This window comes from Moraxella sp. K02 (assembly GCF_041154755.1).
GTDB lineage: Bacteria > Pseudomonadota > Gammaproteobacteria > Pseudomonadales > Moraxellaceae > Faucicola.
On record NZ_AP031590.1, the window covers coordinates 220,509 to 236,243 of the forward strand.

19 protein-coding genes are annotated in these 15,735 nt (G+C 44.5%); 10 read left to right on the plus strand and 9 right to left on the minus strand.

Annotated features, from left to right (window positions below; translation table 11 throughout):
• Positions 1 to 74 precede the first annotated feature (74 nt).
• The 3 genes from fhuB to ACAM39_RS00990 are packed head-to-tail and all read right to left on the minus strand — an operon-like array spanning position 75 to position 3,860.
• Entirely contained in the window at positions 75 to 2,150 is a 2,076-nt protein-coding gene (gene fhuB, locus ACAM39_RS00980) for a Fe(3+)-hydroxamate ABC transporter permease FhuB (RefSeq protein WP_369627901.1), read from the minus strand.
• Positions 2,143 to 3,087 carry an ABC transporter substrate-binding protein gene (locus ACAM39_RS00985; protein WP_369627902.1) on the minus strand — a complete coding sequence of 315 codons (945 nt, stop codon included), beginning with the start codon at positions 3,085 to 3,087 and terminating at the stop codon, positions 2,143 to 2,145. Before ACAM39_RS00985 ends, fhuB begins: the two co-directional genes overlap by 8 nt.
• On the minus strand, positions 3,087 to 3,860 hold the full coding sequence (locus ACAM39_RS00990) for an ABC transporter ATP-binding protein (RefSeq protein WP_369627903.1): 774 nt from the start codon (positions 3,858 to 3,860) through the stop codon (positions 3,087 to 3,089). Before ACAM39_RS00990 ends, ACAM39_RS00985 begins: the two co-directional genes overlap by 1 nt.
• Before the next feature lie 171 nt (positions 3,861 to 4,031).
• Here ACAM39_RS00990 and ACAM39_RS00995 point away from each other — a divergent pair, with 171 nt between their 5' ends.
• A complete protein-coding gene (locus ACAM39_RS00995; protein WP_369627904.1) occupies positions 4,032 to 5,117 on the plus strand; it encodes a TonB family protein in 1,086 nt (361 codons plus the stop codon).
• A 150-nt stretch (positions 5,118 to 5,267) separates the two neighbouring features.
• Here the strand turns inward: ACAM39_RS00995 and ACAM39_RS01000 are convergent, their stop codons facing one another.
• The 5 genes from ACAM39_RS01000 to ACAM39_RS01020 all read right to left on the minus strand — a co-directional run bounded on the left by ACAM39_RS01000 (position 5,268) and on the right by ACAM39_RS01020 (position 7,741).
• Entirely contained in the window at positions 5,268 to 5,618 is a 351-nt protein-coding gene (locus ACAM39_RS01000; protein ID WP_369627905.1) for a nitroreductase family protein, read from the minus strand.
• Between the two features lie 39 nt (positions 5,619 to 5,657).
• On the minus strand, positions 5,658 to 5,903 hold the full coding sequence (locus ACAM39_RS01005) for a nitroreductase family protein (protein ID WP_369627906.1): 246 nt from the start codon (positions 5,901 to 5,903) through the stop codon (positions 5,658 to 5,660).
• A gap of 46 nt (positions 5,904 to 5,949) precedes the next feature.
• Entirely contained in the window at positions 5,950 to 6,594 is a 645-nt protein-coding gene (locus tag ACAM39_RS01010; protein ID WP_369627907.1) for a glutathione S-transferase family protein, read from the minus strand.
• A complete protein-coding gene (locus tag ACAM39_RS01015) occupies positions 6,591 to 7,007 on the minus strand; it encodes an Ohr family peroxiredoxin (protein WP_369627908.1) in 417 nt (138 codons plus the stop codon). The genes ACAM39_RS01010 and ACAM39_RS01015 overlap by 4 nt, the downstream gene beginning before the upstream one ends.
• Before the next feature lie 269 nt (positions 7,008 to 7,276).
• Positions 7,277 to 7,741, minus strand: coding sequence for a MarR family winged helix-turn-helix transcriptional regulator (locus tag ACAM39_RS01020; protein ID WP_369627909.1), 465 nt, complete (start codon positions 7,739 to 7,741; stop codon positions 7,277 to 7,279).
• Positions 7,742 to 7,965: 224 nt separating this feature from the next.
• Here ACAM39_RS01020 and ACAM39_RS01025 point away from each other — a divergent pair, with 224 nt between their 5' ends.
• The 9 genes from ACAM39_RS01025 to ACAM39_RS01065 all read left to right on the plus strand — a co-directional run bounded on the left by ACAM39_RS01025 (position 7,966) and on the right by ACAM39_RS01065 (position 14,343).
• Positions 7,966 to 8,424, plus strand: a complete 459-nt coding sequence (locus ACAM39_RS01025) for an NfeD family protein (RefSeq protein WP_369627910.1) — start codon at positions 7,966 to 7,968, stop codon at positions 8,422 to 8,424.
• Between the two features lie 30 nt (positions 8,425 to 8,454).
• Positions 8,455 to 9,327, plus strand: a complete 873-nt coding sequence (locus ACAM39_RS01030) for an SPFH domain-containing protein (protein WP_369627911.1) — start codon at positions 8,455 to 8,457, stop codon at positions 9,325 to 9,327.
• Positions 9,328 to 9,447: 120 nt separating this feature from the next.
• Entirely contained in the window at positions 9,448 to 9,918 is a 471-nt protein-coding gene (locus tag ACAM39_RS01035; RefSeq protein WP_369627912.1) for a flavodoxin family protein, read from the plus strand.
• A gap of 111 nt (positions 9,919 to 10,029) precedes the next feature.
• Positions 10,030 to 11,451, plus strand: coding sequence for a prephenate-dependent tRNA uridine(34) hydroxylase TrhP (gene trhP, locus ACAM39_RS01040; RefSeq protein ID WP_369627913.1), 1,422 nt, complete (start codon positions 10,030 to 10,032; stop codon positions 11,449 to 11,451).
• Positions 11,452 to 11,595: 144 nt separating this feature from the next.
• Positions 11,596 to 11,853 (plus strand): YfhL family 4Fe-4S dicluster ferredoxin, encoded by a 258-nt coding sequence (locus ACAM39_RS01045; RefSeq protein WP_309576969.1) that lies wholly within the window; start codon positions 11,596 to 11,598, stop codon positions 11,851 to 11,853.
• Positions 11,854 to 11,969: 116 nt separating this feature from the next.
• On the plus strand, positions 11,970 to 12,512 hold the full coding sequence (locus tag ACAM39_RS01050) for a hypothetical protein (RefSeq protein WP_369627914.1): 543 nt from the start codon (positions 11,970 to 11,972) through the stop codon (positions 12,510 to 12,512).
• Between the two features lie 89 nt (positions 12,513 to 12,601).
• On the plus strand, positions 12,602 to 13,177 hold the full coding sequence (locus ACAM39_RS01055; RefSeq protein ID WP_369627915.1) for a hydrolase: 576 nt from the start codon (positions 12,602 to 12,604) through the stop codon (positions 13,175 to 13,177).
• Positions 13,178 to 13,213: 36 nt separating this feature from the next.
• The gene (locus tag ACAM39_RS01060; RefSeq protein ID WP_369627916.1) at positions 13,214 to 13,801 is read left to right on the plus strand and encodes an HD domain-containing protein; all 588 of its coding nucleotides are present in this window, start codon (positions 13,214 to 13,216) and stop codon (positions 13,799 to 13,801) included.
• A gap of 62 nt (positions 13,802 to 13,863) precedes the next feature.
• Complete coding sequence (locus ACAM39_RS01065; RefSeq protein ID WP_369627917.1) at positions 13,864 to 14,343, plus strand: hypothetical protein; 480 nt, start codon at positions 13,864 to 13,866, stop codon at positions 14,341 to 14,343.
• Positions 14,344 to 14,424: 81 nt separating this feature from the next.
• On the opposite strand, the gene clpX is transcribed toward ACAM39_RS01065, so the two are convergent.
• Positions 14,425 to 15,708, minus strand: a complete 1,284-nt coding sequence (gene clpX, locus ACAM39_RS01070; protein WP_369627918.1) for an ATP-dependent protease ATP-binding subunit ClpX — start codon at positions 15,706 to 15,708, stop codon at positions 14,425 to 14,427.
• Positions 15,709 to 15,735 lie beyond the last annotated feature (27 nt).

The following is a 15,735-nucleotide window of genomic DNA, read 5'->3' on the forward strand; positions in this document are numbered from 1 at the left end:
CATTTTTGCGAATGATAACAATTATTATTTGTATTTACAATAAGTAATGATAGCGCAACCAAAGAAGTTATGTTTTAATTTTTCATACCTTTCATCAACCATAAAAAATATAAACCGCCTACGATGGAAGCGATTGTGCCCGCAGGTATTTCATAGGGAAAAATCGCATAACGTCCCACCCAATCAGCAATCAACATCAATCCTGCGCCCAGTAGCGCTGATAAGGCTAATTGATGAGGTAACTGCACTGCCCCGAGTGTCTTGGCTAAATGCGGCGTCATCAATCCAATAAAACTTAGCGGTCCAACCGCCAGTGTCGAGACAGTGCTTAACACTGCTACAAGGCTAAAAATCAGTATTTCGCTACGTTTTACTGATACGCCCAAACTGCGAGCCATCGTTTCATCTAAGCTAATCACCCTAAGCGGCTTTAATAGCAAAAAACTGAGCAAAAATAACACAATACCAATAATCAGTAATGCCCACGCCGTCACAGGATAAGCATGGTATGTTGTACCTGATAGCCAATTAAGCATCGCTTGTAAGCGAGGGTCGCCTGACAGTTTGATTAAAGTTAACATACCACCCATCAATGCAGAAATCGCCACACCGACGAGCAATAAATAGCTTGAGGATAGCCGACGAGCAAGCCATAAAATCAACAGTAACACCAAAGCCGCACCTAACAGTCCACCCAATAACGGCAATCCCAATGCCCAAAAAGAATCGGTTGCCAGTCCCAGTGTGCCTAATATCACTGGACTAAGCACGAATACCAATACCACCCCCAATGCCGCACCTGAACTGATGCCCATGACTTCAGGACTTGCCATCGGATTTCGAGTCAAGTTTTGTAATAGCACCCCTGCGGTAGCCAGCATCAGACCTGTTGCCATTGCCGATAAGGTACGCGGCAGACGAAAACTCTCGATAAAACTTGCCTCGGTATGCCACCCAAAACTGCCCATTGCATCAGGGGAAATATATAATACACCCACCGTCACAAGCAGCAACAACCCAACCGCAACCGCCCAAAAACCGCCACCAAAATATCGGCGTTTGCTGGCCAACAGGCTAGGGCTTTGTTCGGCAATCATGGGCTGTTTACTTTGTCGAATGACCAACCAAATAATCAACCCGGCACCTAATATCCCTGTGACCGATCCCACAGGCAGCGTAATATTAAGTAATGGTTTGAACCAGGGTGACAGCAGCGTCACAATGTTATTAGTGAGCCATAACAACATCGCCCCAAAGGCAAATCCTGCCATTAAGCGTTGCCCAATCGGGCGAATCGCTACTACATTAACGACACTTGCCGCAGCCAAGCCCACAAAACTTAAAACGCCCACGCGGCTTACCACGCTTGCCGTGACGACCGCAACAAGGGTTACTACCAGCATACGAACAGCAGCCACAGGCACTCCCAAGGCTTTGGCTTGGCGTTCATCAAGGCTCATGATGGTTAAAGGTTTGACCAAAAACAACAAGATAACGGGCAAGATTAAGCTTATCAGCACAAAAAACTGGCTATTTTGCCAACTGGTTTGGGTTAAGTTACCGCTTTCCCATGCCATGATCCCCATAACCCTTTCTGAGAAAAAAATCATCAACAGTGAGGAAATAGCAGAAAACAAAATATTGACCACCAAACCACCCAAAATGAGCACCACAGGATTCATACGGCTGTTGGCAGCAATCGCAAACACCAAGCCCATACTTAGCAATGCCCCACCAAATGCCACCCAAAAGCTACCATATAAGCCAAAACTGGGAAAAAACAGCGTCACAATTAATAAAGCCAATTGTGCCCCTGTCCCTACCGCAAGCGTACTATCTGAAGCAAGGGTGTTTTTGACCAATTGCTGTAGCAAGACACTGACTACGCCCAGTAATCCCCCGGCAAATATCGCCACTAACATAGTCGGCAAAATTTGTAACTGCGCCACCATTTGCGCTAAGGTTAGCGACTGTGAACGAGCAAATAATAATCCCAATGCATCATGCCAAGTATTTTTAAGGACTAAAGCCGTGGTCATTAAAACCAGCGACAATAAGCCAATAAAAAGCCAAATGGCAGGGGCATTAAAGGGCTTGGTAACTCGCTGGTTATCTCGCTGGTTCTGTTGAAGCCTAGTTTTATTACCCATGCGCCTTGTCCCCTAACCAATGAGCCTGATTTAATCGCTCGCCAAATACCACCATAGAAGAGACGCCGCCATATAGCCAAATCGGCGGTAATACTGCCATACAGCGGCTATTGTTAGCCCTTGCGCCATAGCCTAGCCGCTGCCACAGCAAATTCTTGGCTAATTCTTGACGTAGCATAGGGCTAAACGGCTCAACCACTACCAAACAGGTATCATCATCAAGTTTTGCCAAATCACTCAATGCCAGCGAATTAAATCCCCAAAGATTGCCTTTACCCATCTGATCTTCAAGGGTAATCAAATTTAACCCCATCACCTCAAAGGTCGGTCGAAACAAGCTATTGTTGGTATAAATCCGCAAATTATTGCTATCGGCAAACTGCACCACCGCAATTTTTTTGATGTGGGGATACTTTTGGCGAAATGTCGCACCAAGCTCGCCAAGCTGTTTTTTTGACTGGGTTAAAAATTGCTGGGCGCGCTGCGGCTGATGAATAATTTCACCTAGCTGAAGTGTCGGTTCAGCATAGTCCTGCCAAGTCGCTATCGCGTTTTTTGACATAAAACTCACCGACTTATGGGGTGTGTTGCCGTAAGCAGGCCTTAGATGGGCATAAAAATCATTATCAATAATCACAATATTGTTAGAAGGTGAGGTGAGTTGGGCAAGCCGTTCAAAGTTTGGGGTAAATCGCTCCCCAATATCGATAATATCACTTGGCAGCGAGGGCGTACCCACCCATTCACGGTAGCTTTTGGTATCGCCTGTGGCAATCGGTGGATAGCCTAGGGCGGTGAGTGTCGAAGCCACCGCCCAATCAGGGGTGATGACTTTGACGCTGTGAGCATCTGTGGGCGGTGCTTCAAGCTTTAAAGCCCCCTGAGGCTGGCAAGCCGTCAAAAAAAACAAAACAATCAACAGGCAAGAAGCTCTCATCACACCACCGCCACTTTATTACCGGTGACTGGGTGACTTAATAAATGCAAATTGATACCAAAAATCTGGTCAAGCACTTGCGGTTGCATGGTACTGGCGATATCACCAACATGACAAAGCTTGCCATTTTTTAACGCAATAAACTCATCACAAAACTGTGCCGCAAGATTAATATCATGAATAATAATCACAATCGCCTTGTTTTTGTGCCGTGCCAAATCACGAATGAGACGCAGTATTTCAACTTGATAGACGATATCGAGCGGGGCAAGTGGTTCATCAAGTAGCAAATAAGGCGTATCTTGAGCGATACACATGGCAAGCCACGCCCTAGCGCGCTCACCCCCTGATAGCGTCGCCACCGATTGCTGGGCAAACGGGGTGACTTGGGTCAGCGCCATTGCTTCGCGCACCCTAGTATGGTCTTGTGGCGTAGGCTTTTGTAGCCATTTTTGATAAGGGTATCGCCCTAACATTACCAGTTCGGCAACGGTAAATTGACTGGCATCAGGCAATTTTTGCGGTAAATAGGCGACTTGTTGGGCGAGGGTTTTTGGCGGTAAATCAAAGATTGATTTGTCAGGCAAATCCTGTAATAAAATCTGTCCGCTAGTGGGGGTGGTTTCCCCTGCCAAAGCTTTAATCAATGTCGATTTGCCCGAACCGTTATGCCCAATTAAGGCATAGATTTTTCCCTTCTCAATGGTGACATTGATGTTGTGTAAAAGGGTTTTTTGTTGGCGCATGACGGTAAGCGATTGGGTGGTTAGCATGAGTTGAACCGGGTCAAAGTTTTAAAATAGCAAATCATAGCATTGATGATAATAATTATCATTAATTTTTATAAATAAGAATTAATATCATTTAAGATATTGATAACGATTCTCATTCACACTATAATACAGCGATTTCAAAAGTTTCCCTAAACATACAGCGCTATAACTATGTCTATCCAACGTCAAGCTAACTTTAGTCAAGCCCATTTCTCAAACGATATTAGCAGCATAGTCGATAAAAAGTCGGGCACGTTGGCGCTGATTGGCGTATTGAGCTTACATGGTATCGTAGCTATTAGCTTGGCAAATATGGCAATGCCAAATATCAAACCGCCCAACGTCACGCCACCGTTAGAAATTAGCTTTATCACGCCACCCTCTGCGGCAGACAAGCCTAAAGAGATGGCGGTAACAGCTGAGCCAAAACCGATAAAACAACTACCTAAGCCCATAGAAAAACTAGCAGAAAAAACAAAAGAAAAGCCGATAGAAAAACCCATCAGCAAGCCTATCGAGAAAACAGTCGAAAAACCGATTCCTCAACCGATGGCTAAAAAACCTGTAGAACAACCGATTAAACCATTACCCGAACCGTCGAAACCAGTAGAAAAAACTATCGTCAAGCCGCCACAGGTTGACCAAAACATTGTCATGGCAAGGCAACTAGCCCTCGCCAATGAGCGAGCCGAACACGCGCAAAAACAACAATTTGAGCGCCAACAAGCACTTGCCAAACAGCAAGACTTAGAGCGGCAACAAGAATGGGAACGACAACAAGTCCTTGCACGGCAAAAAGCGTTGGAAAACCAATTAATTGAACGACAAGAACGTGAGCGCAAACAAGCAGAAGTGGATCGTCAAAAAGCGCTAGCTGATGCCAAAGCCAGACAAGCAGATGAAGCTAGGGCGAAAGCCGAAAAGGCAAGACAAGAACAAGCCGACAAGGATAAAGAAGCGCAACAAGCTCAAAATAATTCACCTGTAAGCTTTTCGGCAGGGCAAGCAAGTTGGCGACGGCAACCTAGTTTTAGCTGTCATAGTGAAGACCTGGAAAATGGCGCATTGACGGCTATTATTCGCTATACGGTGGACAAACAAGGCAATCCAACCAGTGTCACTTTAGCCAAATCAACTGGCAATGCCAGAGTCGATAGACAACTGTCTATGCAGGCTAAAAGCGGCAAATTTAACCCCTTTACCAAAAATGGTGTACCGGTAGTGGGTATTGTCAACCTACCGGTTCGCTGTCAATAAAGATGATTATTAAAGAAATCCGTTCTTCATAAAGCTTATCCCCGTACAAATTGCTTTAACTAACATCAATTGCCCAGTGTAGATATAAAAAACCCTCTAAATAAGCTATTTAGAGGGTTATTCTTAGAGGTTTTTTTGCTAGCTGAAGAATTAATTGTATTCAATAACAAAATCTTCAGTGGCTACGCGTACTTTTGCCATAGGCGCAATCCAATCACGTGCTGGATCTGAAACACCCACGTACATGATTACGATACTTTTTAGCCCCAATTTCTCTAAACCTAATACCTCGTCAATCAGCTTAGGATCGAAGCCTTCGGCAGGGCAACTGTCTACTTTAAGCTCTGCTGCTTGAGCCAACGCAAGTCCCAAGCCAATGTAAGCTTGGCGAGCGATATGTTCAAAATTTTCGTCTGCGCTTTTTTTGGCCACGCTTGCTTTGAGCATGGAAGTATAGCTATCAAAACGCCCTCTAGGTAAGCCACGCTCATCTGTGGTCATGTCATACACGGTATCAATTTTTTCAGCGCTATAATCCTGTCAACCTGCAAAAACAAGCACGTGAGAACATTCTTTCATGCAGTCAGGATTGAGCGCACCCGCCACTAGCTGCGCCTTGATGGCTTGGTTTTTTACCACGATAACTTTAAAGGGCTGCAATCCCGATGAGGTGGGCGCAAGTCGGGCAGCTTCGATAATTTTATCGATATTTTCTTGACTCACGCTTTGGTTTGGATCAAAGGCTTTGACGGCATGGCGCCATTGTAAATTTTCAATCAGTGACATGAAATATTCCTAATATAGTAGTGACAAAGTAATATAGTGATAAAGATTATTGCCCAAGTTTTTCAAGCTCGATTTTACCAATTTTATCATTGGCTTTTAGATAGCTTGAGTGATTTTCAACTTGCTCAACAAAACGGTGAATGTGCGGGAACTGGTCTTTTGGCAGATGGGCGAGCGCAGCTTGTAGCGGAAAGCTCATCAAGATATCTGCCCCTGTCAATGTATTACCAACAAACCAAGCGTTGCCACTTTTGGCTTGCTCAGCCAAATGCTGCTCGACATAACCTAGCTGTAAACCCACTTGGCTTTGACAAAATGCAGAAAACTTATCCCCTGCGTACATGTTGGCAATTAAGGCAAAAGCTAAAGAGCCTTCAGCATAGTGTATCCATTGTAGGTAATCAGTATAATCTGCGGTATTGATGGCAGGTTTTAGTTTGCCTTGCCCATACCTATCAATCAGGTATTCAACAATTGCGCCACTTTCAGCGATGGTTGTCAACTCGCCAGTGTCGTCGTCCATAATGATGGGGGCTTTACCAAGCGGATGGATTTGCTTTAGGTCTTCAGGGGCTAGCTTGGTTTGGCTGTCGCGCTCAAAAATCACTGCTTTATAAGCCACGCCCAATTCTTCAAGCAGCCAAGCGATCCGCTGCGAGCGAGACTGGTTTAGGGTATATAGGGTAATCATGCCACGACCTTGGTATGAAGGCGTACGTCAACATTGCCACGCACGGCATTAGAATACGGGCAGACTTTGTCCGTCGTTTCAACCAACGCTTGGGCTTGCTCTTCGCTGACGCCGCTAAGTTCAATGTACAAATCGATGTCAAGCGCATAACCGCCTTGGGTATTCATGCCAAGCCCAACTACTGCTGAGGTTTTTGAGCTGACGCCTTCTAGCTTCATACGCTGTGCCACATGAGTCAACGCATTGTCAAAACAAGCGGCATAGCCCATGGCAAATAATTTTTCTGGGTTGACGCCTATGCTATTTTGCTCAGGGGATTGTAAATCAAAGCCCAGTGAACCATCTTCTAGTGCAACGTGACCTGAGCGGCCACCGGTTGAGATCGCAGTTGGGGTTTTATAAAAAATTTTCATAAGAGTACCTTTTTTTGAATTGTTAACTTGCGTGAATGAATAAAAAAAATCGGCGATAGGCGTTACAACATTCGCCACAGTATTTAGGTTTTAAAAAATTATATTTTACACAATATAATTTTCAGTGCCTAGACAAGGTAATAAAATTCTCACACGCTGCATACAAACTAATAACAAATGACTAAAAATGCTAAATCTAACGATACCCTAACAAGACGCATGATAATAGATAAGACGTAGGCAGATAGCGCTTAATGCTAAAAATTTGTTTAGTGGTTTTTGGGTGATATATTCTGGGTACACACCTCTGTATGAGTCGGGCAGAGTTTTTTCGCCACTTGCTGTAGCAGTTCTATTCCTTCGTCATCTAACTGCATGGCAGCCAACATAGCACTGGGAATGGTAGCGGCTTGAACTTTTAAGGCATCCCCTTTAGCAGTGAGCGAGATCTGTACTACCCGTTCGTCTTGCGTGGCACGCTCACGATGCACAAAGCCTTTGGCTTCAAGACGCTTTAATAAAGGGGTTAAGGTGCCGGTATCAAGGTCTAGAAAATCGCCCAATGAGCCAACAATTTGTGGACTTTTTTCCCATAGCACCAGCATAACAAGGTATTGTGGATAGGTCAAATCCAAGGCTTTTAGCAGGGGGCGATAGTGGTTAGTGATACTTTTTGACAGTGAATAAATGGGAAAACATAATTGGTTACTCAGTTTGAGGGCATCAAGGCTCATCGTATTTTTTGGGACTCTAGAGATGAAAGGGTCATTGACCACTATAGGAAAAAACGCATCTTTGTGCAATCATTAACCACAATTAGCGGTCTGTACGGTCAAGCAGTTGATAGCCGATGATAGTGCATAATGTGCCAAAGATGGCGGGTTAAATAACGGTCATTTGTTTTTAAATTCATAATCTTGCATAATGGGTTTGGTATACTAAAAATCAAGGTGGGGATATGCTAATTGAGCCTTGGCACTGGCTGATTTTGGGGTTAGTGCTGATTATTCTTGAACTATTCTTGACCAGTTTTGTGAGTTTATCGATTGGTGTGGCGGCGATTGTGGTGGCCGCTTTGTCATGGCTATTACCGTTTAGCTGGTTTTTTTGGCTGATGGTATGGCTGATACTGTCGGTGATTTTTACTATCATTGGCTTTAAATTTATCAAGCCGTATATGCAAAATCGTACCACAGCAGGATTGGGTTCGGGGGTTATCATCGGGGAAACAGGCATGATTGTTCAAAGTCCGCAAGCAGATAAATTGGGCAAGATTCGTTTTAGTGTGCCAATTTTTGGGGCGGATGAATGGGTGTGTCGTAGCTACCAAAGCGCACCGCTAGCAGTTGGCGATAGAGCCATTGTGGTGGATGTCATCGGTAATGAGTTGCTTGTAGAATCCACCAAGCATAAATAGGCATTAGTAAGCATCAATAAAGGAATTGTCATGGAAGCGTTGAGCGGTATTGGTATTTTTTTGGTCGCCTTTGTGCTATTTACCCTTTATAAAGGGGTAAAAATCGTACCACAAGGGTTTAAGTGGATTGTACAGCGTTTGGGTAAGTACCATCAGACCTTAGAGCCTGGGTTGAATTTTATCATTCCTTATGTCGATAACGTGGCATATAAAGTAACCACCAAAGACATAGTTTTAGATATTCCATCACAAGAGGTCATCACCCGTGATAACGTCGTGATTATCGCCAATGCGGTGGCGTATATCAATATCGTGCATCCAGAGCGCGCCGTATATGGTATTGAGAATTACGAGCAGGGCATTCGTAATTTGGTACAAACCTCACTGCGTTCTATCATTGGTGATATGGATTTTGACAGTGCGTTATCATCGCGTGACCAAATCAAAGCCGCGCTAAAAATGTCAATTTCTGATGATATCACCGATTGGGGAATTACCCTAAAAACCGTGGAAATTCAAGATATTAGCCCATCATCCACCATGCAAATGGCGATGGAAGAACAGGCGGCTGCGGAGCGTCAACGCCGTGCTACAGTGACCAAAGCGGATGGTCAGCGCCAAGCGGCGATTGCAGAAGCCGATGGACGTCTTGAGGCTTCACGGCGTGATGCCGAAGCGCAAGTGGTACTGGCGAGAGGCAGTGAACAATCAATTCGCTTGATTAGTGAAGCGGTGGGCGAGCGCGAGATTCCGCTGCTATATCTACTAGGTGAGCAGTACATCAAAGCCATGACTGATATGTCAAAATCACCGAATGCCAAAACCGTGGTATTGCCTGCTGATATCTTAAATACCGTGCGCGGTATGATGGGGGAAGTGAGCGATAAAATCCACCGTCCTTAAATTTGGCGTGACTCACCTGCTCATTAAAACGCTGACTGAAGCCGCTGACTGAAAACCGCATCACCTTGCGGTTTTTTATTCGCCAAAATTGGGTAATCATGACATTTTAGGATATACAATATGCGTGAAATGAAAAATTTACTATTGGTATTACATACCCCATCAGATAACACCCAGCGATTAGCAGAAGTTGCAAAATCCGCCACACAGCTAGCGGATATTGATAACGTCACTGTGATTGTTAAAATACCCTTACAAACCCAAGTGGAAGATGTGTTAAAAGCGGATGCTATTATCATTGGCACAACCGAAAATTTCGGTTATATGGCGGGGCTGACCAAGGATTTTTTTGAGCGAATTTATTACCCGGTGCTTGAGCAAAAACAAGGGCTGCCTGTGGCGTGCTATATCCGTGCTGGGCTTGACGGTACAGGTAGCAAACGCGCGGTAGAGAGTATCGTCACGGGGTTGCGTTGGCGCTGGATACAACCGCCTTTAGTATTAAAAGGTGAATGGTCAAGCGCATTTGATGAGCAAGTCGCTGAGCTTACCATGGCAGTCTGTGCGGGTTTATCATTGAATATTTTATAACCGCTTTAGCATGATTTCCGAGTAAATTACTCAAGTTTTTTTTCCGCGTGATTAGCAAATTTGTTATAATATCAACAATTTCACATTGTATGACACGCTGTAAGGATAGTTATGACCCGTAAGCCTGAACTTTTATGCCCTGCTGGCACTTTTCGTAATATGCAATATGCGTTTGCCTATGGCGCAGATGCCGTCTATGCGGGACAAGCACGCTATAGCTTGCGGGTGCGCAATAATGATTTTGATGAGGAAAATCTTGCCAAAGGGATTGCCTACGCCCATTCACTGGGCAAGCAATTTTATGTCGTGGTCAATATCCAAGCGCATAATGCCAAGCTTAAAACCTTTATCGAAGACATCCGCCCTGTGATTGAGATGAAACCCGATGCGCTGATTATGTCAGATGCTGGGATGATTATGATGGTGCGTGAAGCCTTCCCAGAGCAGGTAATTCACCTATCGGTGCAGGCGAACGCGGTGAACTGGGCAACGGTAAAGTTTTGGAAACAAATGGGCGTCAGCCGTGTGATTTTGAGTCGCGAGTTGTCACTCAAAGAAATCGAACAAATCATCGCTGAAGTGCCCGATATGGAAATTGAGGTGTTTGTGCATGGGGCACTTTGTATGGCGTATTCGGGTCGTTGTTTGCTCTCTGGCTATATCAATAAACGCGATGCCAACCAAGGCACTTGTACCAATGCCTGTCGCTGGTCATACAACACCTATAAAGCAGAAGAAAACGAAACGGGCGATATCGTGCCAACGCAGCCTATCAATAGCCCAGAAGTTTTTGTGCCTACTCAAGCCACGCAAGAAGATGCCATTCAAACTATCAATCTAAATGGTGATGTGGTGATGGGCGATGACTATGTACAGCAGCCATCGGATGAAGTGGTACTGATTGAAGAACAAGGTCGCCCAGGCGAATTGATGGCGATGTTTGAAGATGAACATGGCACTTATATTATGAATTCTAAAGACTTACGTGCCGTTGAGCTAGTGCCTGAGCTAACCCATATGGGCGTACACTCACTCAAAATCGAAGGCCGTACCAAGTCGCATTATTATGTGGCGCGCACCGCGCAAGTGTACCGTCAAGCGATTGATGATGCCGCCGCTGGTAAGCCATTTGATACAGGCTTAATCACCGCACTCGATGGGCTCGCCAATCGCGGCTATACCGAAGGCTTTTTACGTCGCCACGTGCATAGTGATTACCAAAACTATGAATATGGGTCATCAAAAACCGATCATCAGCAGTTTGTTGCCGAGATTAGCGACATTACCCCAACACGCTTAACCTTAATAATTAAGAACAAATTGATGGTGGGTGATACCATCGAAATCATGACACCACAGGGTAATTTGAGCTACCCCCTCAAAGAAATGTGGGATAAACAAGGTGAGCCGATTGATGGCGCTTTAGGCTCTGGCTGGGTGTGTCAAATCGCCAATCCGTTTAAAGAGATGCAGGATGATGTATTGCAATTTGCGTTAATCATGAAAAGCGTCAGTGAGCCGATTTTCACCTAAGGTGATTTTGCTATCGCGGTATCAGGCGGGAATTATGGACGCAAGATGACAGTGGATGGTACATGAGGTATGGCGCCTAAGTGCGGTGTCCCTCATTAATCGCTAAAGGTGTTAATTGCTAAAGGTAAAAACAGACTACAAGACATGGCACTAAAAATCACTTCCGACTGTATCAATTGCGACATTTGTGAGCCTGAATGCCCAAATGAAGCCATTAGCTACGACAATAAAGTACAGAAAACTTACGTCATCAATCCTGACTTGTGCACCGAATGCATCGGGTTCTATGATGAGCCAACCTGCGATAAAGTCTGTCCGATTGACTGCATCATCAAAGACGATGAACGCACTGAATCGCCCGAACAGCTGCTTGCAAAATATAAGCAAATTTGGCAAAAATAATACTAACAAAAAGTTGCGGTAAATGTCGCTAAAACATTTTACTATAAGTTAATCAATTTTTTTTTGAAGTGATTACTGGCATTTTTTATCAAACAACAACTTTTAAAGTGACATTCATGTTTAAAAAAAATAACAAAGCGACTGACCATGAGGCACAACAATCGAAGCGCTCAGCACAGCCTCGCAAACAAAAAAATACAGCTAAAAAGCGTCACGTTGTCGCGAAACTCATTGGCGTCGGTATGACAGCCACAGCGGCAACGGGCGTAACTGCTGTCCTAGGCAGTTATGGCGCATGGCAATATGCCAAGCAGCAATATAAAGCGCGCCGTTTATATACACCTGCCTTTAGTGGGGTCGTCACCAATCAGCATTTTAAAGGTAAGGTGCACAAGGTCGGTGAGTATTTGACCTTTGTCACCGATGGCGCTACCTATGCACTCAATGACCCATTACTGCGTATCCAATCGCTGTATCAGTCCAATAAAACACCTACTGACAACCAAGCCAGTCATCAAACCAAGCTTATGGATCAGGTGCATTGTGATGATGTCACCATTGTTGCAGAACTCAGTGAAAAAGGACATTATGGCTATTTAGGGCATTTGGACTATCAGTTAACCGTGGTTGACACCGCAGATGATGCCATGAATTTTTAATGGCGTTTTTTAATAGAGTATAGTATCGCATTCGTGACATACGAATGATTGTAATCACCCAAGTTGAACCATCATCAAAGGAGCTGAAGATGACAACAAAATTTATCCCAAAACCCTATCGTATCGAGCGCAATGACTGCCAAGCCATGCTGATTGATATACAAGAAAAACTTGCGCCCCATATTGCCGAACATCGAAAATTACTCAAAAAAACAGCGATTTTGATTCAAGGTCTACAAGCGCTCAATATTCCCATTATGGTTAATGAGCAATACCCCAAAGGACTGGGGTCTACCTTACCAGAGTTGACGCAGTTACTATCTGAAAAAAATACGCCAGTGTTTGAAAAAACAACCTTTAGCGCCTGTGATACGCCAAACTCTTGGCATCATATCGCCCAGCAAAATCGCAACAATGTGATTTTATTTGGCACAGAAACCCATGTCTGTGTCATGCAGACGGCGTTAGACTTACTCGATAACGGTATGCAGCCCATCATTATCACCGATGCGGTAGGCTCGCGAGACCTGTATGACCGTAAAATTGCGATTCGTCGTATGCGCCGTGCCGGTGCGGTCGTCACCACCACCGAAGCGATTTTATTTGAGCTGTGTCGTAGCTCAGAAGACCCCGCGTTTAAAACGATTTCAGCGCTAGTCAAGTGAACACGACTCAGACCATGCATGATTAAGAGGTATCTGATGCAACCACTTATTGATTATCTGTTGGCATTGGATGCCTTAAAATCAGTCAACCGCCGCAACTATACTACCCAACTCTCTAAAGACACGCCACGACGTCTTGAAAATTCTGCCGAGCATTCATGGCATTTGGCGATGGCATGTTGGGCAGTCGCGCAGCATTTCAAACTGGATGTCAATCATGAAAAACTGCTTAAACTGGCACTGGTTCATGACTTGGGCGAAATTGAGGCGGGCGACACATTCTTATACGCTGATAAACGCTCGCAGGCGCATGTGGATGAGCGCATTGGTGTAGAAAAACTGACGATGATGACTGGCAACCCCGTTTCAGAATTGTTGACGCTGTGGGATGAGCAAGAAACAGGTCATAGTGCTGAAAGCAAACTACTTAAAGCAGTAGATAGGCTATTGCCCTTTATGCTCAATATGGTGACAGATGGCGGTGCGTGGACAGACCATCAGGTCAAACGCTCCCAAGTCAAAGCTGCCCAAGCATTTATCAGCGAGGATTTTCCCGAGATTCACGACTGGATAACCGAGCAAATTGCCATTGCGGTACAACAGGGTTGGTTGATTGAAGATTAAATTCTGCAGGGAGTCATATAATTAAAAAATTAGCGATTGCTTTAGGATTGGTTTTAGGCCTTATGGGTATTACCCATGCAGAAGTTTACAAGCTAGACCCAAAATCAACCCAATGCTATCTGTTTAGCCACGATAAATTACAGCAAAAACTCGCTTGCAATATGACAGCCACCGCTGCCACGGGCAAAGTTTGGTGGGCGAAGCGAAATTTTAATCTAGCCAATGGCAAAACTATCAAAACATTTGCCAAAGACACTCAGCGTAAATACCTATCCAAAACCGATAAAATTTTGATGCCTTTTACTTCAGAGCTAGACAGGGGTGATGAGCAAATTAGCATTGCCACCATTAACAATCAACCTGCAATTCGTCAAAACCGCTGGCTAAAAGATTACCGTGTGATGAGTTCGGAAGAATTTTGGGGCAATCATACTGAATTATTGCCTAATCAAATGACAGACAGGTTGGCGTGTTTACAATTAGAGGATAACTCCTTCGAGATTTGCACGCCATACAACCACAATGATTTTCGTACTGACTAATCCAAATAAAAAACTAAGCCAAATAAAAAACGTGCGACATAGGCACGTTTTTTAACTCACTATTTTTAAAATCACTAACAGTTAAACAATCTCTGGCGATTGGTTATTATCAATCACTGCCTCATTGACTGTGACGGTTTTGCCGGGTGTCATTGAAGGCAGTTCATACATGGTATCGAGCAGGGTGTTTTCAATAATGGAGCGTAACCCACGCGCGCCGGTACGACGCTTTAGCGCTTGTTTGGCAATCGCCACTAGCGCATCATCGGTAAACGATAACTTCGCATTTTCCATCTCAAACAAGTATTCGTATTGTTTGACCAGCGCATTTTTTGGCTCGGTTAAGATTTGTACCAATGCTTCTTCATCCAGTTCTTCGAGTGTCGCCACCACAGGCAGACGACCAATTAACTCTGGAATTAGACCAAATTTAATCAAATCTTCTGGCTCGACTTGCTTGAACAATTCACCGGTTTTTTTGCCGCTATCTTTGGCTTTTACCTCAGCGTTAAAACCGATACCGGTTTTTTCGGTACGCTGTTGAATGACATTGTCGAGACCGGCAAACGCACCGCCACAAATCACCAAGATATTACTGGTATCGACCTGAATCATCTCTTGGTTTGGGTGCTTACGACCGCCTTGCGGTGGAATATTGGCAACCGTACCCTCAATCAGTTTCAACAGCGCTTGCTGTACGCCTTCGCCCGACACATCACGGGTAATTGAAGGGTTTTCGCTTTTACGGCTGATTTTATCAATTTCATCGATATAGATAATGCCTTTTTGCGCTCTCTCGACATCAAAATCTGCCGCTTGTAACAGTTTTTGTACGATGTTTTCCACGTCTTCACCGACATAACCTGCTTCGGTCAAGGTTGTGGCATCGGCAAGCGCAAATGGGACATCAAGTAGGCGAGCAAGGGTCTGTGCCAGTAAGGTTTTGCCAGAGCCCGTTGGACCAATCAGCAAAATATTACTTTTTGATAGCTCAACCATCGCATCTTCAGCGCCAAGTGTGGTCAATGCTTTATCTTCACGCAGTTTTTCACTGACCTTTAAGCGTTTATAGTGATTGTAAACGGCGACTGCCAAAGTTTTTTTGGCTTTATCTTGACCGATGACATACTCATCTAAGTGGCTGCGGATTTCTTTGGGCGTTGGCAATTTGCGCGCTGCCCAGTTTTCGCGCTCATTGGTATCACTACCGTCGCTGCCCGATGACTTGGATTCAGCGATTAAATCATCGCACAGTTCAATACACTCATTACAGATATTGGCGTCTTGACCTGCAATTAGCTTTTTTACTTCGTGTTTGGCTTTACCACAAAACGAGCAGTGTGGCTCAATGTCATTTTTTGACATAAAAAAACGCTCCTAAAATTATGCTTG